The sequence below is a fragment of the Streptomyces sp. NPDC033178 genome (assembly GCF_055577685.1).
In genome coordinates this window covers 106,971-130,953 of the sequence record NZ_JBVIPT010000006.1, presented here as the reverse complement: position 1 = coordinate 130,953, position 23,983 = coordinate 106,971, and the positions used below count along the sequence as shown (strand labels likewise).

Annotated in this window: 17 protein-coding genes and 3 tRNA genes; 12 read left to right on the top strand and 8 right to left on the bottom strand. The window is 71.1% G+C overall.

Annotation, left to right across the window (positions count from 1 at the left end):
• Positions 1 to 4: 4 nt before the first annotated feature.
• The 5 genes from ACZ5VQ_RS16555 (at position 5) to ACZ5VQ_RS16535 (ending at position 10,061) form a co-directional block, all read left to right on the top strand.
• The gene (locus ACZ5VQ_RS16555) at positions 5 to 1,039 is read left to right on the top strand and encodes an AAA family ATPase (protein ID WP_469105472.1); all 1,035 of its coding nucleotides are present in this window, start codon (positions 5 to 7) and stop codon (positions 1,037 to 1,039) included.
• Positions 1,029 to 5,780 carry an SAV_2336 N-terminal domain-related protein gene (locus ACZ5VQ_RS16550; RefSeq protein WP_469105471.1) on the top strand — a complete coding sequence of 1,584 codons (4,752 nt, stop codon included), beginning with the start codon at positions 1,029 to 1,031 and terminating at the stop codon, positions 5,778 to 5,780. The genes ACZ5VQ_RS16555 and ACZ5VQ_RS16550 overlap by 11 nt, the downstream gene beginning before the upstream one ends.
• A gap of 165 nt (positions 5,781 to 5,945) precedes the next feature.
• Positions 5,946 to 6,983, top strand: coding sequence for a rod shape-determining protein (locus tag ACZ5VQ_RS16545; RefSeq protein WP_055618758.1), 1,038 nt, complete (start codon positions 5,946 to 5,948; stop codon positions 6,981 to 6,983).
• A gap of 77 nt (positions 6,984 to 7,060) precedes the next feature.
• Positions 7,061 to 8,692: a GAF domain-containing protein gene (locus ACZ5VQ_RS16540; RefSeq protein WP_469105470.1), complete on the top strand. Its 1,632-nt coding sequence runs from the start codon at positions 7,061 to 7,063 to the stop codon at positions 8,690 to 8,692.
• 280 nt (positions 8,693 to 8,972) lie between these two features.
• Positions 8,973 to 10,061, top strand: a complete 1,089-nt coding sequence (locus ACZ5VQ_RS16535; RefSeq protein ID WP_469105469.1) for a glycoside hydrolase family 5 protein — start codon at positions 8,973 to 8,975, stop codon at positions 10,059 to 10,061.
• On the opposite strand, the gene ACZ5VQ_RS16530 is transcribed toward ACZ5VQ_RS16535, so the two are convergent.
• Positions 10,058 to 10,297 carry a hypothetical protein gene (locus tag ACZ5VQ_RS16530; protein ID WP_469105468.1) on the bottom strand — a complete coding sequence of 80 codons (240 nt, stop codon included), beginning with the start codon at positions 10,295 to 10,297 and terminating at the stop codon, positions 10,058 to 10,060. The genes ACZ5VQ_RS16535 and ACZ5VQ_RS16530 overlap by 4 nt on opposite strands.
• On the opposite strand from ACZ5VQ_RS16530, the gene ACZ5VQ_RS16525 reads away from it, so the two are divergent.
• Entirely contained in the window at positions 10,287 to 10,529 is a 243-nt protein-coding gene (locus ACZ5VQ_RS16525) for an Lrp/AsnC ligand binding domain-containing protein (protein WP_469105467.1), read from the top strand. The two genes, ACZ5VQ_RS16530 and ACZ5VQ_RS16525, sit on opposite strands and share 11 nt — an antisense overlap.
• A 3-nt stretch (positions 10,530 to 10,532) precedes the next feature.
• Here the strand turns inward: ACZ5VQ_RS16525 and ACZ5VQ_RS16520 are convergent, their stop codons facing one another.
• From ACZ5VQ_RS16520 to ACZ5VQ_RS16505, 4 genes are all read right to left on the bottom strand, one after another.
• A complete protein-coding gene (locus ACZ5VQ_RS16520) occupies positions 10,533 to 10,712 on the bottom strand; it encodes a hypothetical protein (protein WP_469105466.1) in 180 nt (59 codons plus the stop codon).
• A 326-nt stretch (positions 10,713 to 11,038) separates the two neighbouring features.
• Positions 11,039 to 11,115 (bottom strand) — tRNA-Ile (locus ACZ5VQ_RS16515).
• Positions 11,116 to 11,282: 167 nt separating this feature from the next.
• A tRNA-Asn gene (locus tag ACZ5VQ_RS16510) sits at positions 11,283 to 11,355 on the bottom strand.
• A gap of 6 nt (positions 11,356 to 11,361) precedes the next feature.
• Positions 11,362 to 11,434, bottom strand: a tRNA-Asn gene (locus ACZ5VQ_RS16505).
• A 165-nt stretch (positions 11,435 to 11,599) separates the two neighbouring features.
• On the opposite strand from ACZ5VQ_RS16505, the gene ACZ5VQ_RS16500 reads away from it, so the two are divergent.
• The 4 genes from ACZ5VQ_RS16500 (at position 11,600) to ACZ5VQ_RS16485 (ending at position 17,255) form a co-directional block, all read left to right on the top strand.
• On the top strand, positions 11,600 to 11,908 hold the full coding sequence (locus ACZ5VQ_RS16500; RefSeq protein ID WP_200398320.1) for a YtxH domain-containing protein: 309 nt from the start codon (positions 11,600 to 11,602) through the stop codon (positions 11,906 to 11,908).
• A gap of 63 nt (positions 11,909 to 11,971) precedes the next feature.
• Positions 11,972 to 13,426 (top strand): FGGY family carbohydrate kinase, encoded by a 1,455-nt coding sequence (locus tag ACZ5VQ_RS16495; protein ID WP_362088278.1) that lies wholly within the window; start codon positions 11,972 to 11,974, stop codon positions 13,424 to 13,426.
• A gap of 167 nt (positions 13,427 to 13,593) precedes the next feature.
• The gene (locus tag ACZ5VQ_RS16490) at positions 13,594 to 15,327 is read left to right on the top strand and encodes an ABC transporter ATP-binding protein (protein WP_469105465.1); all 1,734 of its coding nucleotides are present in this window, start codon (positions 13,594 to 13,596) and stop codon (positions 15,325 to 15,327) included.
• Positions 15,327 to 17,255: an ABC transporter ATP-binding protein gene (locus ACZ5VQ_RS16485; protein WP_469105464.1), complete on the top strand. Its 1,929-nt coding sequence runs from the start codon at positions 15,327 to 15,329 to the stop codon at positions 17,253 to 17,255. The genes ACZ5VQ_RS16490 and ACZ5VQ_RS16485 overlap by 1 nt, the downstream gene beginning before the upstream one ends.
• Positions 17,256 to 17,482: 227 nt before the next feature.
• Here ACZ5VQ_RS16485 and ACZ5VQ_RS16480 read toward each other — a convergent pair whose 3' ends face one another.
• Positions 17,483 to 18,778 (bottom strand): RNA polymerase sigma factor, encoded by a 1,296-nt coding sequence (locus ACZ5VQ_RS16480; RefSeq protein ID WP_469105463.1) that lies wholly within the window; start codon positions 18,776 to 18,778, stop codon positions 17,483 to 17,485.
• 102 nt (positions 18,779 to 18,880) lie between these two features.
• Here ACZ5VQ_RS16480 and ACZ5VQ_RS16475 point away from each other — a divergent pair, with 102 nt between their 5' ends.
• Positions 18,881 to 19,627, top strand: a complete 747-nt coding sequence (locus ACZ5VQ_RS16475) for a hypothetical protein (protein WP_469105462.1) — start codon at positions 18,881 to 18,883, stop codon at positions 19,625 to 19,627.
• A complete protein-coding gene (locus ACZ5VQ_RS16470; RefSeq protein WP_469105461.1) occupies positions 19,624 to 20,646 on the top strand; it encodes a nucleotidyl transferase AbiEii/AbiGii toxin family protein in 1,023 nt (340 codons plus the stop codon). Before ACZ5VQ_RS16475 ends, ACZ5VQ_RS16470 begins: the two co-directional genes overlap by 4 nt.
• A 74-nt stretch (positions 20,647 to 20,720) precedes the next feature.
• Here the strand turns inward: ACZ5VQ_RS16470 and dnaG are convergent, their stop codons facing one another.
• Entirely contained in the window at positions 20,721 to 22,628 is a 1,908-nt protein-coding gene (gene dnaG, locus ACZ5VQ_RS16465) for a DNA primase (RefSeq protein ID WP_469105460.1), read from the bottom strand.
• 46 nt (positions 22,629 to 22,674) lie between these two features.
• Positions 22,675 to 23,940: an NAD(P)/FAD-dependent oxidoreductase gene (locus tag ACZ5VQ_RS16460; RefSeq protein ID WP_362085102.1), complete on the bottom strand. Its 1,266-nt coding sequence runs from the start codon at positions 23,938 to 23,940 to the stop codon at positions 22,675 to 22,677.
• Positions 23,941 to 23,983: the final 43 nt, after the last annotated feature.

The window sequence follows — 23,983 nt, the reverse complement described above, 5'->3', positions numbered from 1 at the left end:
GACCATGTCCCTGTGGCCCGTCTACACGGGTACGAGCGAACCGCACGACGGCATCGCCGAGCTGCCCGCGCCACCACCCTGGCGCGCCTTCGACGGCGGCCCGGAGCTGGAAACCCCCGCCGAGAACGACGACGCCTCGGCGACCTCCCCGGACCGTCGGCACCGCGCCCGTACCTACCGCGCCACGGACCGGGCGGTCCAACTCGTCAACGCCGCCCTGTACTTGCGCCGCCCGCTCCTCGTGACGGGCCCACCGGGCAGCGGCAAGTCGAGCCTCGCGTACGCGGTGGCGAGGGAGCTGCGCCTCGGCCCTGTACTGCGCTGGAACATCACCAGCCGCGCCACGCTCCACGACGGCCTCTACCAGTACGATCCGCTCTCCCGCCTGTACGCGGCAGGACGCGCCGCCGCACGCGAGGTACCGCCGGACGATGAACTCCCCACCGACGGCGGGCTCCAGGACCATCTGCGCCTGGGCCCGCTCGGCACGGCGCTCCTCCCGTACGGCCGTCCGCGCGCCCTGCTGATCGACGAGATCGACAAGTGCGACCTGGACCTGCCGAACGACCTCCTCAACATCCTGGAGGAGGGCCAGTACGAGATCCCGGAGCTGGTCCGCGCCGCCCGGCACACCCCCTCCGCCGAGGTCATGGTCGACGGCACGGACGAACGGGTGAAGGTCTCGCGCGGCCGTGTCCGCTGCCGCGCCTTCCCCTTCGTGGTCCTCACCAGCAACGGCGAACGCGAGTTCCCGCCCGCGTTCCTCCGCCGCTGTGTCCGCCTCGAACTGCACCAGCCCCGCGCCGCCCACCTGGAGAGCATCGTCCGCGCCCACCTCGGCGAACCCGACGCGCACGCACGGGAATTGATCGACCGCTTCCTGTCCCGGGGGACGGACGGCGAACTCGCCACGGACCAACTCCTCAACGCCATCTACCTCACGGGCACGGCGGGCATCGACGCGGCGTCGCGCGACGACCTGGCGGAGCAGCTGATGCCGTATCTGAGCCACACGGGGGACGAATCGGATGTCTTCTGAGGCCGACGCCGGTACCGGTGCCAACGCCACTGCCGGTACGGACACCGGTCCAGGCGCCGACACCGGCGCCGCCCGCCTCGCCGACGTCCTCACGGAGGCCGGCCACGGCCAGGCCCCCACCTCCGTCGAACTGGCCGAACTGCTGTGGCTGGCCGGCCACATGCGGGCTCCCGAGACCAACGCTCCGGCCACACCCTCGGCCGACACGACCACCCCGCCCCCGGACTCCCCCGACTCGGGCGCGGGCGCGGATTCGGGCGCGGCGCCCCCTGATCCTGGGGGCGCGGGGAACTGCGCACCCAGCCCCCACCCGCCCGCACCGAGGACACAACCGCACCCCAGCCACCCCCAGATCCCCGAGCACCCCGACAACAGGGTCCCCCTGCGCCTACCCGGCACATCCACACAGGCAGACGCATCTCAGGCAGACAACCCGAACCCCACCACCCCGTACACCTCGCTCCTGGCCCCCGCCCCACCGATGCTCCCCCACCCCCTGAAACTCCAACGCGCCCTCCGCCCCCTCAAGCGGAGCGTCCCCGCCCCTTTCGGACAGGAACTGGACGAGGCGGCCACCGCGCACCGGATCGCCCGGCTCGGAGCCGCCCCCCAGTGGTGGCTGCCCGTCCTGCGCCCCGCGACCGAGCGCTGGCTGACGCTCCACCTCGTGCACGACACCGGCCCGACGATGCCCATCTGGCGCCCGCTCGTCCGTGAACTGCACTCGGCGCTCGCCCAGTCGGGCATCTTCCGCACGGTGGAGCTGCACCGGCTGGAGACCGACGGCACGGTACGCCGCCCGGGCTCGCAGGAGGCGTACGCGGACGGGCGTACGGTCACCCTGCTGATCAGCGACTGCATGGGCCCGCAGTGGCGGGAAGGACCGGCGGGCAGCCGCTGGTACGCGACGCTGCGCCGCTGGTCCGCCAGGATGCCGGTCGCCGTGGTCCAGCCGCTCCCGGAACGCCTGTGGCGCACCACCGCACTGCCCGCCACGACGGCCCGGATCGCCGCGCCGGGTCCGGCCGCGCCCAACTCCGCGTACGACGTGGACTCGTACGCCATGGAGCACGTCCCGCGGGACGTGCTCCCCCTCCCCGTCCTGGAGGCATCGGCGCCCTGGCTGGCGAACTGGGCGGCGCTGGTGGCGGGCGGAGGCCGGCTGCCGGGTGCGGTCGGCCTGTTGGGCGGGGCCCCGCCACCCGCTCCGGTCGACGAGTGGGGCCGCAGCGACGTCGAACGGCTCTCCCCCGAGGAGCTGTTGCTCCGCTTCCGTTCTCTCGCCTCCCCCGAGGCCTTCCGGCTCGCCGGTCATCTCGCCGTCGGGCGCCCCGAGTTGCCCGTCATGCGCCTGGTCCAGGCGGCGATCGAGAGGAACCCCCAGCCGCAGCACCTCGCCGAGGTGATCCTCAGCGGCGCCCTGATCGCGGTCCCGGGCAGGGCGGGTTCGTACGCCTTCCGGCCCGGCGTGGGCGAACTGCTGAGGCGGACACTGCCCCGCACGGCACTCGGCCGCACCTCCGAACTCGTCAAGCGGGTGGGCGCGTTGATCGACGCGCGGGCCGGAGTGGCGGCCGGCGACTTCCCCGTCGCCGTGCCGGGCCCCGGGGACATCACGGCCGACGGCGAGCCGTTCACGTCGGTTCAGGAGGAGAGCGTACGGAGGATGGGCGGGGCCCCGCCCAAGTCGCCCGCCGGGTTGGTACTCGGCAGGTACCGGCTTCTGCGGCGGTTGGGGCGGGGCAAGCACGTGATGGAGGCCGAGGACATCGAGTCCGGCAGGACGGTCGCCGTGTACCCGCGCCCGATCGGGCCGGAGCGGCACGAGCGCTTCCTGAACACCGCGCGCGTTCTCGCCGGTGTCCGGCATGCCAACGTGATGGACGTCCACGACTTCGGTGTCGAGGACGACACGGCGTACCTGGTCACGGAGTTCGTGGAGGGAGCCACGCTCGCCGAGAGCTCACGACTGCCCTTCACCGCCTTCGTGTCCGTGGTGCGGCAGATCGCGCTGGGGCTCACGGCCCTGCATGAACAGGGTGTCGCTCACGGCCGCCTCACACCCCAGAGCCTGTTGATGTCTCCGGACGGCACCGTCAGGATCACGCACTTCGAGCTGGTGCAGGACCGGGAGAACGGCGAGTCGAGGGACCTGGAGGACTTCGGACATCTGCTGGAGAGCCTGGTCACGGAGGAGGCGCCTGAGGAACTCCGGGAGTTCGAGGGGGCGTTCAGGTCACGGCTCGCAGCGGCTGTCCGTCTTCTGCTCTCTCCGGACACCGACAGACAGCGTCGCGCCGTCAAGTTCCTCATGACCCCTTCCTTCGGCAGGACCACGACCGCCTTCGCCGCGGACCGATACCGCTACCACCTGCTCGGCCCGGTGCGGATCGAGCGGGACGACGACGTCCTCCACAACCATTCCCCCGAGGAGCAGGCCGTGCTGTGCATGCTGCTCCTGCGACACGGCAGTCCGGTGTCACACATCGAGCTGACCGAGGGGCTGTGGGGGCGGCACTCCCCGGGACGCGCCGGAGGACTGTCCACGTACTCCTCGGGGCTGCGGAAGATCCTGGGTCCCGGCATTCTCACCACCACCACGGACGGCTACGCCCTGTCCGCACCGCACCACAGCGTCGACGTGAACCGCTGCGAGGAGCTCGTCGCCGAAGCGAAGTCCCTTCGCGAGGACGGTGACCCGACGACGGCCCGCGACGCCGTCCAACGCGCCCTCGACCTCTGGTACGGCGAACCCCTCGACGGCGTCCCCGGCCCCGCCGCCGAGGCGACCCGCTCCCGCCTGCGCGCCCTGCGCCTCTCGCTCCACGTCACCCGCGCCGAACTCGACCTGGAACTGGGCCACTTCGAACAGGCGGCCACCGACCTGGGCGAACTGCTCCGCACACACCCCGAGCACGAGGACCTCCGCCGGCTGCACCTCCTCGCCCTCGGCAACCTGGGCCGCGTCGCGGACGCCGCTCGGCCGACCATCACGATGGAGTGCGCGGACGCGGACGACCGCCGGAGGGCTCACAACCGGCTCGCCCACTCCCTGGTCTGGCTGCTCTCGCTCAGCGGCCTGGCTCCCGACGACTACGACCTGCGCTCCGACGACAACGGCCACGTCGTGTCCACCGCAGCCGAGTCGCCCGTACAGTCCGTACGATCCGTGCTGTCCGTGCTGAACGCGGCGCTGCGCGACCTGCCGGGCATACTCCTGGAGGCGGACGAGCCGCCCAGGGTCCGGTTGACGTTCTGGCACGCCGCGCAGCCCCCCACGCCGGATTCTCTGCCGACGCCGGAGCAGTCGGACATCGCGGTCTTCCTCTCGCCGGTCCTGTACGAGGAACTCACGAACAGCGACCTCCCCGTCGACCTCACCCTTTTCCGACCGTTGCGCCCGGAGCCGCGCGACGGTCCGCCCGGTCCGATCCTCGCCTGGTTCTGCCCCCTGGACCTTCCGGAGCTCGCCCCGGATCCCGAGATCGAGCAGGGCGACCTCGTGCGCGGCCCGTTCACCACCCGACCCCCCAGGTGGATCCCCCTTCCGGAGCCCGGCCGCACCGCCATCGTCATCAAGCCCTCCGGCGGCGCACTGACGCTCCTCGACCCCGGCCGGCTCCACGAGGCACCCGCTTCGGGGCGCCCGATCACGTACTACGAGGTCGATCTCACCCCCCGGCAGTCCGGCCACCGGCTGTCCCTCCCCAGTTCCCGCGGCGGAACCTTCGCCGCGTCCGTGGAACTGGCCTGGCACGTGAACGACCCGGTGGCGTTCGTGGGCGGTGACACCGGCAACGTGACCGAACGCCTCCTGGGCCACGTCATCAAGGAGGCCGGACGCGTCACCCGTCGTCACCCGGTCCACCGTGTGCCCACGCGGGGCGCGCTCCACAACGAGCTGCACAGCTGGCCGGTTCCCGGGCTCTCGGTGACGTGCTCGGTGCGGCTGAAGCCGAAGGAAGAGCCGCCGTTCCTCCCGCCGGCGACCGAGTCGTTCGTCCCGCCCCCGGACGCCGCCGCCCCCTTCCTGGTCGACGTCCCCCACGTACTCATCGGCTTCGACGGCCCCCTCGTACGCCTCTACACCCGGGCCAAGGAGGACCAGGCCACCCAGGAACTCACCGCGCTCCTCGCCGAACCGCGCCACCCCGACGCCGTACCGAGCGACGAGCCGGGCGGCGGGTCTCTGTCGCCGGGGGGCACGCCCACGTCACCCCTGGAGGGGCGTTGGAACCCGCTCGACCTGTTGCGGGAGTTCGCCGAGCACCCCCTGGGAGCCGATCTGCGCCGTCGGCTCAACCGCATCGAGGAGCGGGCCGTCTCCACCGCCACGGCCACCCCGTTCTCCGACTCCCTGATCACCACGCTCAACGCCCTCGGCCGACGCGTCGCCGTCGTCGCGGACAACGCGCCGAGCGCCGTCTGGATGTATCTGCAGGCCCACGGGCGGCTGACCGGCCTGGTGGGCGGCGGAGTGCACGGCCGCTCGGAGGACCTGACCCGGCTGATGCCGAACCCCGACTGCCTCCTGCGGGCCCTGGACCAGCTCGGCGCGTCGCCGTCGGACGCCGTGCTGGTCGGCTCGTCGGTCGCCGAGCTGACCGCCGCGAACGCCATCGGCCTCCGCTTCCTCGGCTACACCCGCTCCGAGCCGCACAAACAGCGCCTGCTCCGCGCGGGCTGCGAGCTGACCACGGCCTCATGGGCGCCCCTGATCCAGGCGCTCCCCAACACCTGAGCCTCCGCCCACCACCGGGACCCACGCCCTCGCCCAAGACCACCCATCCAGCGGCACCCCACCCGGCCCACCTCAAAAGGCGACACCCCGTCAGGTCCCCCACGATGCGAAGGAGGACCGCCGCCCGGCCGAGTCCCACCGTCCGTGCTCTCGGGAGGACCCGCCATGACCGCCAGCCTGGAGCAGTTGCGCCGCTGCCATTTCGCCGTCGACATGGGCGCGGCGAGGACACGCGTCTTTGTGAAGGGCGCCGGGCTCGTCGTGGACCAGCCGAGTGTCGCCGCCGTGAACACGAAGACCGGCGCCCTGATCGCCGTCGGCGAGTTCGCGGAGAAGATGACGGGCCGTACGCCCGACTACATCCGCGTCGTACGGCCCGTCTCCGGCGGCACGGTCGTCGACATCGAGATGGCCCAGCGCATGCTCCGCCAGCTGCTCGGCGACAAGGTCCGCCGCGCCCTGCGCCGCAAGCCCCGGCTGCGGGCCGCGATCTGCACCCCGCACGACGCCGACCCGCTCGCGGAGCGCGCCGCCGTAGAGACGCTCGTCGGACTCGGGGCGCGGCGCGTCGAGCTCGTCGACACGCTCATCGCCGCCGGAGTCGGCTGCGGACTGCCCGTCGAGCGGCCCGAGGCCACCATGATCATGGTGTGCGGGGCCGCCGCCACCCAGGTCGCGGTGCTGTCACTCGGATCGATCGTGACCGCCGCACGCATCCCCGTCGGCGGCGAGGCCATCGACCACGCGATCGTCCAACACCTGCGCCACCAGCACGAGTTGATGCTCCCGTCCCAGTCCGTACGGCCGCTGCAGCTCGCCCTCTCCGGGAACGGGCTCACCCCGCACGGCCCCGCCTCCACCGAGATCCACGGCAGGGACGTGGCCACCGGCCTCGCCCGTTCCGTACAGGTCGACACGGCCGCCGTGCGCGACGCGATCCAGACCCCGCTGACCGCCGTCCTCGACGGCATCGGCAAGGTGCTCCGCGTCTGCCCGCCGGACCTGGTGGCCGACCTCGCCGACCGCGGGATCATGATGGTCGGCGGCAGCGCCCTGCTGCCTGGCCTCGACCAGATGCTGCGGCACGCGACGGGCATGCCGGTGCACATCGCCGAACGCCCCGACGTGTGCGCGGTCCTCGGCCTGGGCGCGATGCTGGAGGGCCGGATCGAGCCCCTGGCCCTCGACCCGCTGGCCACCTGAGCGGCCGCCCCCGAACGCAGACCGTACGCAGACCACACGCAGCTCGTACGCAGAGAGCCGGACCCTCCGCCGCCCGCATGAGCGAAGCCTCCGAACCCCCCGAGCCCGTCGAGCCCCCCGAGCCCGTCGAACCCCCTGAGCCCGTCGAACCCAGCGAGCCGTCCGCTCCCCGTGGCCCGCTCCCCCGCCTGCTCGAAGCCGTCCTGGGAGTCGGCGTCGACCCGGAGCTGCATGCCACGCTCCAGCACATCGTGGACACCGCGGCCGAGCTGACCGACGCCTGGCACGCGACCCTGGAGGCCACCGGCCCCGGGCGCGGTGGCGATTGCCGTGACAGTGGCGGTGGCCCGACGGAGTTCCACACGGCCGAACCACCGGCTGCCGGGCAGCCCGCGGACAGCCGCCTCGACGTGCCGGTGCGCGTACTGGACGAGGCGTACGGGAATCTCCGCCTCACCGGGAAGCGCGACGGCGGCGATTTCACGGACGAGGACGAGCAGCTGGTCCGGGTGCTGGCCACCCAGGCGGGCATCGCGATCGGCAACGCCCGCCTGTACGAGACGGTCCGTCAGCGGGAGCGCTGGATCGAGGGCGCGGCAGCCGTGACCACGGCACTGCTCACCGGCGAGACGGCGGCCGACGCGCTGATGACGGTCGCCGAGCGGGCCCGGATGCTCGCCGACGCCTCGGCCGGGGTGATCCTCCAGCCCACCGACGAGGGCGGCATGGAGATCGTGACGGCGTCGACGCCCGACGACCCGGGCGGTCTCGTCGGTACGACCATCGCGCCGGGCAGTGCGGTCCTTGAGCAACTCCTGGGCGGGGAGCCGGTGTTCGTCGACGACTCGGCGACGGACCCGCGTATGACGACGGAGGTACGGCACCGGTTCGGCCCGAGCATGCTGCTGCCGCTCCAGGCCGGCGGCCGGCTCATCGGCACCCTCGCCCTCCCGCGTCGGCGCGGCGACCGTCCGTACACGTCCGTGGAGCAGCTACTGGCCACGCAGTTCGCCTCGCAGGCCGCGCTCGCGCTCGTCCTCGCGGACGCCCAGCAGCGCAGGGAGCGGCTCGCGGTCTTCGAGGACCGTGACCGGATCGCCCGTGACCTGCACGATCTGGTCGTACAGCGGCTCTTCGCGACCGGCATGATGCTGGAGTCCACCCAGCGCCGCACCGCCGACGAGGAGCAGGACGCCGAGGTCCACGCGATGCTGGGCCGGGCCGTCGAGGAACTCCGGTCGACCGTCCAGGAGGTCCGTACGGCGATCTTCGCGCTGCAGCAGCCGCCCGCCGACGCCCCCACCACGTTCCGGGGCAAGGTCCTCCGCGAGACGGCAGGCGCCGCGGCGGCCCTCGGCTTCCAGCCCTCCGTACAGTTCACGGGGCCCGTCGACGCCCGGATCCCGAACCCGGTGGCCACCCGCCTCCTCACGGCCCTCCGCAGCGCCCTCGCGGCCGCGTCCCGCCGCACCGGCACCACCCGCGTCACCGTCTCGGTCGACGCGACGACGACCCTCCCGGACGGCCGCCCCGGCGTACGGCTGACGGTGTTCGACGACGGCGACGCGGAGGCGGAGAGGGACGCGGAGGTGGAGGTGGAGAGGGAGAGGGAGAGGGACGCGAAGGCGGAGGCAGGGGCGGAGAGGGGCGACGAACCCGGAACCGGGACGACGGTGACATGGCAGTCCCCCCTGCGAACACGCCCGTGAGCCGAACAGCACCGACGCAACCCAACCCGCCCCACAACCCAACGGCTGTTACACGTAGGAAACCTTGACGATCGCTACGCCGGGTGCCACGATTCCGGCGCCACGATGTTTACGTAAACATCACCCCAGGTCGAGCCCCGGGCCGCGAGGTCGGGCTCAACGCTTCGTTCCGATGTTTACGTAAACACCGTCCGTCCGACCCGGCACACCACCGACGGCCGCTCAGCCGCGCGCACGCCGGGCCATGCGCCGAGCCGCCATCTCCTGAAAGGGCAAGCTGATGCGCAGAACCCCCGCCGGCACCCGATTCACCCCCCGGCTGCGGGCCGCCTTCGTGGCGCTCCTGATCGCCGGGACCAGCGGCACGACCATCGCCGCCAGCCCGGCCGGCGCCACGTCGAGTGGAGACACGAGCGGACACACGAGCGGGCTCAGCAAGGACACGACCCAGTTCAAGGGCGTGAACTGGGCCGACCCGCGTGACAACTTCGCCGACGACCCGGTCGTGCTGTCCGGCCTGTCGACGTCCGACACCTACGCCCAGACGTACACCAAGGCCGGCCGGGTGATCTCGGCCTTCCGCGCGAACCTCGGCGCCAACACGGTCCGGCTGCCCATCAACCCGTACACGGTCAACGGCCGCTACTGGCAGTCGTATCGCGGAGTCATCGACGCCGCCTCGGACAAGGGCTTCAAGGTCATCCTCTCGTACTGGGAGGGAACAGGCCCGCGCAAGGACGGCTTCATCGACGACACGGCCACGTACTGGCCCATGTGGAACACCGTGGTCAAGGCCTACAAGAGCGACAAGCGGGTCTACTTCGAGCCGATGAACGAGCCGCACGGCTACACCGACACGGAGTGGGCGGACATAGCCGCGAAGTGGCTGGACACGTACCGGCAGGTCCCCCGCAACCGGGTCTTCGTCAGTGGCGCCGGCTACAACGACCACGTCACGACCGTCTGCGCCGACCCGCGCCTGAAGGGCACCTATCTGTCGCTGCACCACTACGGGTTCTGGAAGGACTACGCCACCTACGACCAGTGGGTGGCCGACCTCAAGGTGCGCATCGGTGACTGCGCGAACCGGACCGTCGCGGACGAGTTCGGCTCCCCGATGACCACCGGCCTCGACTACAACAAGCCGACACCCGACAACAACTTCGTCAACTACCTCCAGGCCGTCACCGACACGTTCCGCGAGCTCAGGATGGGCTCGGTGTACTGGCCCGGTCTGCGTACGGACGACACCTACTCGCTGCAGACCCTGACCGGCGATCCGGCCCGCCCCTGGTTGACCACCACCAACCAGTCCGGCGCCGACCGCCTCGCCTGGTCCTGGGGCCGCGGCAAGCCCGTGCAGCCCTAGTCCGACTCCGGCCGCGGGCGCCACGTACCGTCGAGTGGAACGCCCGCGGCCGCCGCGATGCGGTTTCGGGATTCGAGGAGTCGGGTCCTCAGTGCGGGCAGGTCCACGCCGACCAGTACGCCGTCGCGCTTGACCACGCGGCCGGCGACGAGGACGGTGTCCGTGCGCAGGAGGATGATGTCGGCGTCCCTGTCGGGCCTACGGGTGTTCGCGGGGGTCCGGCTGGTGCGGCACACCCGCGCGGACGTGGTCGCGTTCGAGCGGGGCGTCACGCGGCTGCCCGAGGTGGTCGCCTGCCACCACATCACCGGAAACTTCGACTATCTGCTCCAGGTCGAGGTGGCCGACCTGCCCGCCTACGAGGACTTCCACGCCAACCAGTTGGCCACCCTGCCCGCCGTGGCCACGGTGACCAGCTACGTCACCATGAAGACGCTGACGGCCGATCCCGACTCAGGCACCACATGACGGTCAGAGGGTGATGGTGCCTCGGACGCAGACGACGGTGGCGCCGCTGACCCAGGCCGTGCCGTCCGTGTCGGCGGTGACCTCGATGCTCGCGGCCCTTCCCAGCCTCGCGCCCTGGGAGACCCGGTAGGAGGAGGGTGCGGTTCCGGTGGCGCTGAGCCACTGCCCGACGCCGGCGTTCATGCTGCCGCACGCGGGGTCCTCGGGTACGCCGACGTCGCGGTCGGCCTGCCGCTCGGTGTGGATCCCGGGCCGTACGCGAGAGCCGGGGCGAGGTGGTGGCTGCCGGAGTTCGAACCAGGTGCACCGCTCGACACCGTGCGCGGCGTACTCCGCGACGGCCCGGCGGGGTAGGAACGCGGTCGCGGGGGGCCTCAGGGCCGAACCGAAGTGGGCAGTGACCGGTCGTCCGCTCCCGGCCCAACAGCCTCAGGGGACCTGACCACCCCTCAAGGGCGCTACCCCACCAGCTAAACACCTGGTCGGATCGATTCTTCACGCGTAGCGCCTGGTGGGGCGGGTGGGACTCGAACCCACGGCCGACGGATTATGAGTCCGCTGCTCTAACCGGCTGAGCTACCGCCCCATTACGGCGCGTCGCGCACATTTGTGCGCGCCGTCTGCCGCAGCATAGCCGCTCATACGATCTCCTGCTTCGGATGGTCGACTTCGCCTGCCCTGGAGGACCCCACCTGGGGCGGAGCGGTTCCCGAGGACATGAAAAAGGACCCCAACGGGGTCCTCGTTCCCTTGCTCTCCCGACTGGACTCGAACCAGTAACCTGCCGGTTAACAGCCGGCTGCTCTGCCAATTGAGCTACGGAAGACCGAAGCTCCCCCGACTGGACTCGAACCAGTAACCTGCCGGTTAACAGCCGGCTGCTCTGCCAATTGAGCTACAGGGGATTGCCTCGTTGCATCGAACGTACCTCCCTGGGTATTCGCCAGGGGGCGTGCGCTCGCTGCGACACATACATTAGCGCAAGCAGGGGGGTGCTCCGCCAATCGGTAATCCCCGCCTGCGACCGACGCCGCCGCAAGGTACCGACTCACAAGAGAAGGGTGGCCGCCATGCGCTACCGGCTCACGTTCGTCGCCGGACTGGCCCTGGGATACGTGCTCGGCACGCGTGCCGGGCGCGAGCGCTACGAGCAGCTGAGGAAGACCGCACAGCAGGTCGCTCAGAACCCGGCAGTGCGCAACACCGCCGAGTCCGCGGCCCAGCAGGGACGCGAGTTCGCCGGGAAGGCGTATCACGTGGTGAGCGAGAAGGTCGGTGACCGGGTCCCCGACTCGGTGGCCGACAGGGTCCGCCACCTGCGCGAGCGCAACACGAACGGCACGCGAACCGATGACGACTGGGGCACCAGCAACACGTAACCGGTACGGCCGCCTCCGCCGGACCGGTACGGCCTGCTCCGGTCGTACGGCAGAATTTCCGCCATGGGGATAGTCGCCGGGCTGGACAGTTCGCCCGATTTCACTCGCATCGTCGTCTGCGACGCGGACAGCGGAGCCGTGCTCAGGCAGGGGTATGCCCCGCATCCGATGGACGGCATGTCCGAGGGCGGCCGGCCTTCGGACGTCGACCCGCAGGCCTGGCTGCTGTCCCTGGGCGAGGCCGCGGGCGGCGGGCTCCTCGAAGGCGTCCAGGCCATCGGAGTGTCCGCGCAGCAGAACGGGCTCGTGCCGGTGGACACCCAGGGCAACACGGTGCGTCCGGCGATGGTCGGCGGTGACAAGCGGGCGCAGGTCGCGGCCGCCGACCTGGTCGACGCCCTCGGCGGACGCGAGGCCTGGGCACAGGCCGTGGGCTGCGTGCCACAGGCGGCTCAGCCGGTGACCAAGCTGCGCTGGCTCGCGAAGAACGAACCCGAGGCGGCGCTGCGCACCAGCGTGCTGCTCCAGGCGCACGACTGGCTGGTGTGGCAGCTGCTCGGCCGCCCGGCCCGCCGGACCACCGACCGGGGCGGGGCCTCCGGGACCGGGTACTGGTCGGCGGCGACCGGTGCGTACCGGCCCGATCTCGTGGAGCTGGCGCTCGGGCACCAGGCGCTGCTGCCCGATGTGCTCGGGCCGTGGGAGGCCGCGGGGACGACGCCCGAGGGGCTGCTGATCTCGGCGGGGACGGGCGAGACGATGGCCGCGGCGTTCGGTCTGGGCATCGGGCTCGGGGACGCGGTGGTGTCGCTCGGCGCCTCCGGTTCCGTGATGGCCGTGCACCACGAGGCGCTCGTCGACTCCTCCGGAATGATCACCTCGCTGGCGGACGCGACCGGCATGCACCTGCCGGTCGTCACCACGCTCAATGCCGTACGGGCCCTGCGCGGGGCCGCCGAACTGCTCGGCGTGCCGGACCTGGAGGCCCTTTCGGACCTGGCGATGAAGTCCACCCCGGGCTCCCACGGGCTCGTCATGCTGCCCTATCTGGAGGGCGAGCGGACGCCCAACCTGCCCCACACGGCGGGGACGCTGGCCGGGCTGCGGCGGGAGTCGATGAAGCCCGAGCACCTGGCGCGGGCCGCCTTCGAGGGCATGCTGTGCGGGCTCGCGGACGCGCTGGACGTGCTGCGCAAGCGGGGCGTGGAGGTGCGGCGGATCTTCCTGCTTGGCCAGGCCGCCGAGCTGAGCGCGGTGCAGGCCTGCGCGCCCGCGCTGCTCGGTACGCAGATCGTGGTGCCGCAGCCCGCGGACTACGCGGCGATCGGCGCGGCCCGGCAGGCGGCCTGGGCGCTCGGTACCTCGCAGGGCACGATCCAGCCGGGCCTGCCGCCCGTCTGGCAGGGCGCGGCCGCGCAGATCCTGGAGCCCGGCGAGGAGCTGGCGGTGGGCCAGGCAGTGCGGCAGCAGTACGTGTCGGTACGGGACCAGACCCACCCGGGCGCCTTCCGGTCGTGAGGCCTTCCGGAGCCCGGATCACTCGAACGGCGTACGGCTTCGGACCGAGGCCCGGTCGGCTCTTGGACCTCTCTTGGCTTAATCAGTTGAGGTAACACGGGTGGAGTGTTCGACGATAGGGGCCAAGGGCAACCAACCGCCCCGCCGCCGACCCCGAGAGACCCAGCGTGCTCATACGACTCCTGCGTACTTATCTCACGCCCTACAAGAAACCCATCGCCCTGCTCGTACTGCTGCAGTTCCTGCAGACCTGCGCCACGCTCTACCTGCCCACGCTGAACGCGGACATCATCGACAACGGTGTCGTCGAGGGCGACACGGGCTACATCCTGGCCTTCGGCGCCCTGATGATCGGCATCTCGCTGGCCCAGGTCGTCTGCAACATCGGGGCCGTCTACTACGGCGCCCGTACGGCCTCCGCGGTAGGGCGGGACATCCGGGCCGGCATCTTCGACCGGGTGCAGTCGTTCTCCGCGCGTGAGGTCGGTCACTTCGGGGCGCCGTCGCTGATCACCCGCACGACGAACGACGTGCAGCAGGTGCAGATGCTCACCCTGATGACGTTCACCCTGCTGGTGTCGGCGCCGATCATGTGCGTGGGCGGCATCGTCCTCGCGCTCGGTCTCGACGTACCGCTGTCCGGCGTGCTGCTCGCCGTGGTGCCGGTGCTCGGAATCTCGGTGAGCCTCATCGTGCGCCGGCTGCGGCCGCTGTTCCGCACGATGCAGGTGCGGCTCGACACGGTGAACCGGGTCCTGCGCGAGCAGATCACCGGCAACCGCGTCATCCGGGCCTTCGTGCGTGACGCGTACGAGGAGGAGCGCTTCCGGAAGGCGAACGCCGACCTCACCGAGGTGTCGCTGGGCACCGGGCGGATGCTGGCGCTGATGTTCCCCATCGTCATGACGGTGGTGAACGTGTCGTCGATCGCGGTGGTGTGGTTCGGCGCCCACCGGATCGACAGCGGCGGGATGCAGATCGGCGCGCTGACCGCGTTCCTCGCCTACCTGATGCAGATCGTCATGTCCGTGATGATGGCCACCTTCATGTTCATGATGGTGCCGCGCGCGGAGGTGTGCGCCGAGCGCATCCAGGAGGTCCTGGACACCTCCAGCAGTGTGGTCCCGCCGAAGGCGCCGGTCCTGGAGCTGCGGCGGCACGGCCATCTGGAGCTCCGGGGTGCCGGGTTCCGCTACCCGGGTGCCGAGGAGCCGGTGCTGAGGACCATCGACCTGGTGGCCCTGCCGGGTGAGACCACCGCCGTGATCGGCTCGACCGGCAGCGGCAAGTCCACGCTCCTCGGCCTGGTCCCCCGGCTGTTCGACGCCACGGACGGCGAGGTGCTGGTGGACGGCGTCGACGTACGGACGGTCGAGCCGCGGCTGCTCGCGCGCACGGTGGGCCTCGTACCGCAGAAGCCGTACCTCTTCGCGGGCACGGTGGCGACCAATCTCCGGTACGGGAATCCGGACGCGACCGACGAGGAGCTGTGGCACGCGCTGGACGTGGCGCAGGCCAAGGGGTTCGTGGAGGGCCTTGAGAACGGTCTCGACGCGACGATCGCGCAGGGCGGGACGAACGTGTCGGGCGGTCAACGGCAGCGGCTCGCCATCGCCCGGACCCTTGTGCAGCGCCCCGAGATCTACCTCTTCGACGACTCCTTCTCGGCGCTCGACTACGCGACGGACGCGGCGTTGCGGAGGGCGCTCGCGCAGGAGACGGCCGAGGCGACCGTCGTGATCGTCGCCCAGCGGGTGTCGACCATCCGGGACGCCGACCGGATCGTGGTCCTCGACGAGGGCCGGGTCGTCGGTGCGGGCCGCCACCACGAGCTGATGGCGGAGAACGAGACATACCGGGAGATCGTGCTCTCCCAGCTGACCGAAGCGGAGGCAGCCTGATGGCCGGGCCCATGGGGCGGATGATGGCCGGGACGGGCCCCGACCATCACTCGATGGACTTCAAGAAGTCCGGAAAGCGGCTTCTGGCGCATTTCAAGCCGGAACGCGCCACCCTGTACGTGATGCTCGTCGCCGTGGTGCTCAGCGTCGGCCTCTCGGTCCTCGGGCCGAAGATCCTGGGCCGGGCCACCGACCTCGTCTTCGCCGGGGTCGTCGGGCGGGAGATGCCCGCAGGCCAGACGAAGACCGAGGCCCTCGCGGCGATGCGGGAGCGCGGCGACGGCGGCATGGCCGACATGCTCTCCGGGACGGACTTCACCCCGGGCAAGGGGATCGACTTCGGCGCGGTCGGCGAGGTGCTGTTGCTCGCGCTCGTGGCGTTCCTGGTGGCCGGTCTGCTGATGACCGTGGCGACGCGGCTGGTGAACCGGGCCGTCAACAAGACGATGTACAACATGCGCGAGGACGTGCAGACGAAGCTGTCGCGGCTGCCGCTGTCGTACTTCGACAAGCGACAGCGCGGTGAGGTGCTCAGCCGCGCCACGAACGACATCGACAACATCGGGCAGACCCTTCAGCAGTCGATGGGCCAGCTGGTCAACTCGCTGCTGACGATCGTCGGTGTGCTGGCGATGATGTTCTGGGTGTCGTGGCTGCTCGCGCTCGTCGCGCTGGTCACCGTGCCGCTGTCGTTCTTCGTCGCCACCCGGGTGGGCAAGCGGTCGCAGCCGCACTTCGTGCAGCAGTGGCGGACCACCGGCAAGCTCAACGCGCACATCGAGGAGATGTACACCGGCCACAACCTCGTCAAGGTCTTCGGTCGGCAGGACGAGTCGGCGGCGCAGTTCGCCGAGGAGAACGAGAAGCTGTACGAGGCCGGGTTCCGGGCGCAGTTCAACAGCGGGGTCATGCAGCCGCTGATGATGTTCGTGTCGAACCTGAACTATGTGCTGGTGGCCGTGGTCGGCGGTCTGCGCGTCGCGTCGGGCGCCCTCTCGATCGGTGACGTGCAGGCCTTCATCCAGTACTCCCGGCAGTTCTCCATGCCGCTCACCCAGGTCGCGTCCATGGCGAACCTCGTGCAGTCCGGCGTCGCCTCGGCGGAGCGGATCTTCGAACTGCTGGACGCGGAGGAGCAGGAGGCGGACCCGGTGACGGGGGCGCGTCCCGAGGAACTGCGGGGGCGGGTGGCGCTGGAGGGGGTCTCCTTCCGGTACGACCCGGAGAAGCCGCTCATCGAGGATCTGTCGCTGAAGGTGGAGCCGGGGCACACGGTCGCGATCGTGGGGCCGACGGGCGCCGGCAAGACCACACTCGTGAACCTGCTCATGCGGTTCTACGAGGTCACGGGCGGGCGGATCACCCTCGACGGGGTCGACATCGCGAAGATGTCCCGGGACGAACTGCGGGCCGGGATCGGCATGGTGCTGCAGGACACCTGGCTGTTCGGCGGGACGATCGCGGAGAACATCGCGTACGGGGCGTCGCGTGAGGTCACGCGCGGGGAGATCGAGGAGGCGGCTCGGGCCGCCCATGCCGACCGGTTCGTCCGGACGTTGCCCGACGGGTACGACACCGTCATCGACGACGAGGGGTCGGGGGTGAGTGCGGGTGAGAAGCAGCTGATCACGATCGCTCGGGCGTTCCTGTCCGATCCGGTGATCCTTGTGCTGGACGAGGCGACGAGTTCGGTGGACACCCGTACCGAGGTGTTGATCCAGAAGGCGATGGCGAAGCTCGCGCACGGGCGGACGTCGTTCGTCATCGCGCATCGTCTGTCGACGATCCGGGATGCCGACACCATCCTCGTGATGGAGAACGGTTCGATCGTGGAACAGGGCGCGCACGCGGACCTACTGGCGTCGAACGGCGCGTACGCCCGCCTGTACAAGGCCCAGTTCGCGGAGGCCGTGGTGGAGGTGGACTGAGGCCCTCGGGGGCCGGCGGACTTTTTTCGCCCCCGCCGCCCCTACCCGTCCCGTCCCCTGGGGGCTGCCGCCCCCAGACCCCCGCCATCGGCCTGAACGGCCTCGTCCTCAAACGCCGGACGGGCTGAAAATCAGCCCCTCCGGCGTTTGAGGAGCGGGGGTTCGGGGGCGGAGCCCCCGAAAGGGACGGGAATGGGTAGGGGCGGCGGGGGCGAGGAAACCCCAGGTCAGTCCAAGTAGCCCCGCAGTTGGTCTGCGAAGGCGTGGTCTCGGAGTTTGTTCAAGGTCTTGGACTCGATCTGGCGGATGCGCTCGCGGGTGACGCCGAAGATGCGGCCTATCTCCTCCAGCGTGCGGGGACGGCCGTCGGCCAGCCCGTACCGGAGTTGGACGACCTTGCGCTCACGCTCGCCGAGCGTGGAGAGGACCGCCTCCAGGTGCTCACGGAGGAGCAGGAACGCCGCCGACTCCACAGGACTCGTCGCGTCCCCGTCCTCGATGAGGTCCCCGAGAGCCACATCGTCCTCCTCGCCCACAGGAGCGTGGAGGGACACCGGCTCCTGGGCCAGCCGCAGGACCTCGCTGACCCGTTCGCTGGGCAGGTCCAGGTGCGCCGCGACCTCCTCCGGCGTCGGCTCGTACCCCCGTTCCTGCAGCATCCGCCGCTGCACCCGCACCACCCGGTTGATCAACTCGACCACGTGGACGGGCACCCGGATCGTCCGGGCCTGGTCGGCGAGGGCCCGGGACATGGCCTGGCGGATCCACCAGGTCGCGTATGTCGAGAACTTGTACCCACGGGCGTAGTCGAACTTCTCGACCGCCCTGATCAGCCCCAGGTTTCCCTCCTGGACCAGATCGAGCATGGTCAGCCCGCGCCCCACGTACCGCTTGGCGACGGAGACGACCAGCCGGAGGTTCGCCTCGATGAGCCGGCGCTTGGCCATCCGGCCCATGACGACCAACTTGTCGAGGTCCAGGGCGAGTTGGCTGTCCAGGTCGGGAGCCAGCCGCAGCCGCTCCTCCGCGAAGAGGCCGGCCTCGACCCGGCGCGCCAGCTCCACCTCCTCCGCCGCGGTGAGCAGCGGGATCCTGCCGATCTCCCGCAGGTACTGGCGGAACAGGTCGGACGAGGGCCCACCGGTGTCCGTACGCCCGCGGGGCACTTCCACCGGCTCCGGCGTCTCGGTCTCCACGAGGGTGACGGGCGGCTCGTCGGGCTCGGCCTGCGAGCCCTCCGGTTCCGCCGCCGTCTCGGGGTGGTGCGCGGCACGGCTCTGCGCGGGTACGGCCCCGATGACGTCGGAATCCGTGTCCGTGTCGCCGGTGTTGTCGGTCTGGGTGAGGGTCTGGGTCTGCACGGGGGCGACCTCCAGGAATGTCGCTGCTGAGGCGTGCGGCAGCGGTACGTCAGGGATGGGGCCGACGGCCTTGCCGCTGTCCCTCCCGAAGTCATTGAGCGGAACCGCGGGGACAATGGACCCGTCGCGTTCGGGTCGGCCGCGCTCCGAGGACTCAGGCACCGGAACCCAGTGTGGAGTACGACACATCGTCGCCACGAGGGGCGTGCGGTGACTTTTTGAGTCCGGTCCGTGACCGGGTGGTTACCCTCGCGGAAAACCCGCGTGCCCGTTCGTACCCTGATCTGGCACGATCCCCGAGTGTGCGGTTCCCATTACGAAACTCACGTGACGGTCCGCTGCGACAGCGCCGCCGAATCGGAACGGCTGCGGTGCTGGGCGGCCAGGGCCGGTCTCAAGCTGACGCACATCGTGCTGGCACGCGGCCGGATGCCTTCGCAGCCGATGGTCACCTTGGCGGGTTCCCCGTCGTACGCCGCCGAATCGGCCCGGGCCCGGGAAGTCGCCGCACGTCTGCGGGCCGACGGATTCGTGCCCGTACGCGTCAAGATCGAGTCGTCCCCGTGGGCCCCCGAGGTACCGCGCGAGCCCTGTCGAACCGGCGGCGACGAGCGGTACTTCGAGCATCACGTGAAGCTGCTGCTCGACGCGGACACCGACCTCGACGCCCTGGCCACGAGGGTCGTCCCGCACGGCGCCCATCTCTCGTGGAACGCCCGGCGGGTGCGCGGCGGCGAGAGCGGCAGCGAGATCGACGGCACCGGTGGGCGGCACGAGCGGTTCGTGACGCAGCGGTGCCGGGGCGTGGACGCGGAGGGGGCCGGGCGGCTGCTGGAGCTGCTGCTGGCGGAGCTGTACGGGTTCGAAGTGGCCGATGTGGAGCGGGAGTTCGTCCTCCACGACAGTGATCTCTCGGTCGACGACGGATGGATCGAGGAAGCCGGGGCGCGCAGGTCGCACGCGGCGCCCGTGGAGCAGATGCCGAGATCGACCGAGGAGGTGCTGGGATGAGCGGGACATGGCAGGAATTCGGCTGGCGGAGCGTCGAGATACCCCGGGAGCCGCTGGACGAGGCCACCCGCCGGGCGCAGGACCTGCCGCGGACCCTGCACTGGGTGGAGGCGGACGACGCGGTGCAGCGGCCGGTCTTCGACCCGGCCATGAAGCACCACCAGAACGCCTACCGAGCCACCGACCCCGGCTTCTCCGACCCGGCCAGGGGCGAGGCCTGGCGGTCGGCGCGGCGCCGGGCGCTGGATCTCGTGCTCGCCGCGATCGCCGGCTCGGAGTGGGTCGAGTCGCTGGTGCTGCGCGGCAGTGTGCTGATGTCGGCGTGGTTCGGGGACGCCGCCCGCGAGCCCGGTGACCTGGACTTCGTCGTCGTACCGAGCACCTGGCGGGTCGACGAGGGGCGTACCGCCCGGATGCTCGACGGGATCGCGGAGGCCGCCGAGGCGCTGGCCGACGAGCGCGGGCGGGAGGTCGGCATCTCGGCGCGGGGCGCTGTGGTCGAGGACATCTGGACGTACGACCGGGTGCCGGGGCGCCGCATGGTGCTGCCCTGGGGTGCGCCCGGTCTGCCCGGCGGGCATGTCCAGCTCGACTTCGTCTTCAACGAGCGGCTGCCCGAGGAGCCGGAGCCGGTGGAGCTGCCGGGCGGCACGGTCGTGTGGGGCGCGACTCCCGGGCTGTCGCTGGCCTGGAAGCTGATGTGGCTGGTCAACGACATGCACGCGCAGGGCAAGGACCTGTACGACGCCGTGCTGCTCGCCGAACGGCACCCGCTGCGCCACGAGCTGCTGCACGAGGTGTTCCGGCTGTCGGGCGAGTGGCCGCGCCAGTACCGCGAAGGGGTCTTCCTGGAGGACCTGGTGGAGGCGCTCGGATATGTGGAGTGGGAGCACTTCGTCACGGAGTATCCGCGGTTCGCGGACGCCGAGCGGGAGTTCACCGACCGGCTGGTGCGGGCCGTGACGCCGACGTTCGACGGGCAGCCGCCGGGTCCGCCGTACTCCCCGGCCGGGGACTGACCCACCTCGGAGCGCGGGCCTCACTCGTCCCGGAGCGCGGGCCCGACCCGTCCCGGAGCGCGGGCCCGACGCTCTCAGAGCGCGCCCGCGCCCTTCTCCCGCAAAGCCTGGTCGTACTGCTGGAGCACCCACAACTCGTTCTGTACGGCGGCCAGCTGGGCCGGGTCGCCCTGGGCGCTGGCGCGGGCGAGGGCGCCCTGGACGTCCCGGACGCGGCGCTCGACGGCGCGGCGGCGGACGGTGACCAGCTGCTCGCCCGCGTAGTGCTCGTCGACGGTCTTGCGCATGATGGCCTCGACGGCCAGCTCGGTGACCATGGCGCGAACGGCGTCGTCGGAGGCGGCCTCGCGGACACGGACCAGGTACTCCTGCGGGTCCTGGACGCCGTACTCCGCGCCGCCCGCCTCGATGATCGTCTCGCGGACGGCCGCGTACGGCGGGGCGGTGAACTCGTCCACGCCGTACGCGTCGAAGGCCGGGGAGACCAGGTCGGGGCGCTGGAGGGCGAGCTTGAGGAGCTCGCGCTCGGTGGCGAACACGGGGTTGCGGAGGGTCAGGGCCGGGCCCGAGGACTGCCTGGGTCCGCTGTTCTCGTACTGCTGCCGGGGGCGGCCGGTGCTCGTCGGCGCGGGGCCCATGCCGCCGCGGTCGCGGGCCCAGCGGGCCAGCTGGGCGACACGCTTGACGACGAACTGTGTGTCGAGGATGCCGAGCATGCCCGCGAGCTGGACGGCGACCTCGTGCTGGGCGCCGCTGTTCTTGATGCGGGCGACGATCGGGGCCGCCTCGTCGAGCGCTGCGGCGCGGCCCGCGGGGGTCTCCAGGTCGTAGCGCAGGATGATCTGGCGGAGCGCGAACTCGAAGAGCGGGGTGCGCGGTTCGACCAGGTCGGCGACCGCCGCGTCGCCCTTGGCGAGGCGCAGTTCGCAGGGGTCCATGCCGTCCGGGGCGATCGCGATGTACGTCTCGGCGGCGAACTTCTGGTCGTCCTCGAAGGCGCGCAGGGCGGCCTTCTGGCCGGCCGAGTCGCCGTCGAAGGTGAAGATCACGCGCGCCGAGCCGTTGTCCATCAACAGCCGTCGGAGGATCTTGATGTGGTCGCCGCCGAAGGCCGTGCCGCAGGTCGCGATGGCCGTGGTGATGCCGGCGAGGTGGCAGGCCATCACGTCCGTGTAGCCCTCGACCACGACCGCCCGGCTGCTCTTGGCGATGTCCTTCTTGGCGAGGTCGATGCCGTAGAGGACCTGGGACTTGCGGTAGATCGGTGTGTCGGGCGTGTTCAGGTACTTCGGGCCGTTGTCCGACTCGTACAGCTTTCGGGCGCCGAAACCGACGACCTCGCCGCCGATGTCGCGGATCGGCCACATCAGGCGGCCGCGGAAGCGGTCGATGGGGCCGCGACGGCCCTCCTGGGAGAGGCCGGAGAGGAGGATCTCCTTGTCGCTGAAGCCCTTGCCGCGGAGGTAGCGCGTGAGGTGGTCCCAGCCCTGGGGGCTGTAGCCGACACCGAAGTGGGCGGCGGCCGACTGGTCGAAGCCGCGTTCCGCGAGGAATTTGCGGCCCGTGTCGGCCTCGGAACTGGTGTCGAGCTGCTCGATGTAGAACTGGGCGGCGATCTTGTGGGCCTCCACCAGGCGGATGCGCTCGCCGCGCTGGTGGGAGGGGTTGTAGCCGCCCTCCTCGTAGCGCAGGGTGATGCCCGCCTGGGCGGCGAGGCGCTCGACCGACTCCGAGAAGGTGAGGTGGTCGACCTTCATCACGAACGTGATGGTGTCGCCGCCCTCCTGGCAGCCGAAGCAGTGGAAGAGCCCCTTGCTCGGGCTGACCTGGAAGGAGGGCGACTTCTCGTCGTGGAAGGGGCAGAGACCCTTGAGGTTTCCGCCGCCCGCGTTGCGCAGCTGGAGGTACTCCGAGACCACGGCGTCGATCGGGACCGCGTCCCGAACAGCCTTCACGTCCTCGTCGTTGATCCTTCCAGCCACGCATGGATTCTACGGGGACGGTGTGACAGTCGAGCGCCGCCGTCGGTCATGAGACCAGACTGTCCAGCGGAACGTGCGGGTCCGCGAGTGCCTCGGAGTCCACCTGGGTCCGGGTCCGGATCAGTTGTTGGATCGGGTCCGTGACGTCCCACACATTCACGTTCATCCCGGCCAGCACCCGTCCCTCCTTCACCCAGAAGGCGATGAACTCGCGCTTGCCCGCGTCTCCCCGGATCACCACTTGGTCGTACGTGCCCGGGGGCGCCCAGCCCGAGTACTCGAGCCCTACGTCGTACTGGTCGGAGAAGAAATAGGGCACCCTGTCGTACGTCAGCTCGCGGCCCAGCATCGCGCGGGCCGCCGCCGGGCCGCCGTTCAGGGCGTTCGCCCAGTGCTCGACGCGCAGGCGGGTGTCGAACAGCGCGTGGTGGAAGGCGGCCACGTCACCGGCCGCGTAGATGTCGGGGTCGGAGGTGCGCAGCTGCTCGTCGACCGCGATGCCGCCACCCTGCGCGCGGTCGACCATCGTGAGGCCCGCGGCCTCGGCGAGGCCGGTGCGCGGGGCGGCTCCGATGGCGGCCAGGACGTCGTGCGCGGGGTGCTCCTCGCCGTCGTCCGTGCGGGCCGCCAGGACCATGCCGTCCTGGCCGGTGATCTCGGTGAGCCGGGCGCCGAAGTGGAAGCGGACGCCGTGCTCGCGGTGCAGCTCGGCGAAGAGCTGGCCGAGCTCCGGACCGAGGACCGAGTGCAGCGGGGTCGGCCCGGGCTCGACGACGGTGACCTCGGCGCCGTACTCGCGGGCGGCCGCGGCGACTTCCAGGCCGATCCAGCCCGCGCCCGCGATGACGAGGTGGCCGTTGTCCCGGCCGAGGGCGGTCAGTACGTGCTTGAGGCGCTCCGCGTGGGCGAGGCGCCGCAGGTGGTGGACGCCCGCGAGGTCGGTGCCCGGGATGTCCAGGCGGCGCGGTTCGGAGCCGGTCACGAGCAGCAGCTTGTCGTAGTGGACGAGCGTGCCGTCGTCACCGAAGCGGACGGTCTTCGCGGTCCGGTCGATGGCGTCGACGGTCTGGCCGAGGTGCAGCTCGACGTCGTTGCGCGCGTACCAGGCGGGCTCGTGGACGAAGACGCTGTCGCGCTCCTCCTTGCCGAGCAGATAGCCCTTGGACAGCGGCGGGCGTTCGTACGGGTGGTCGCGCTCGTCGCAGATCAGTATCACGCGGCCCGTGAAGCCCTCCGCCCGGAGCGTCTCGGCCGCCTTCGCGCCGGCCAGCCCGCCTCCGACGATGACGAATGTCTGATCTGCGTCGACCACTTGATGCCTCCTCGTAAGGATGTCGCCACATGCGAGCGTCCCG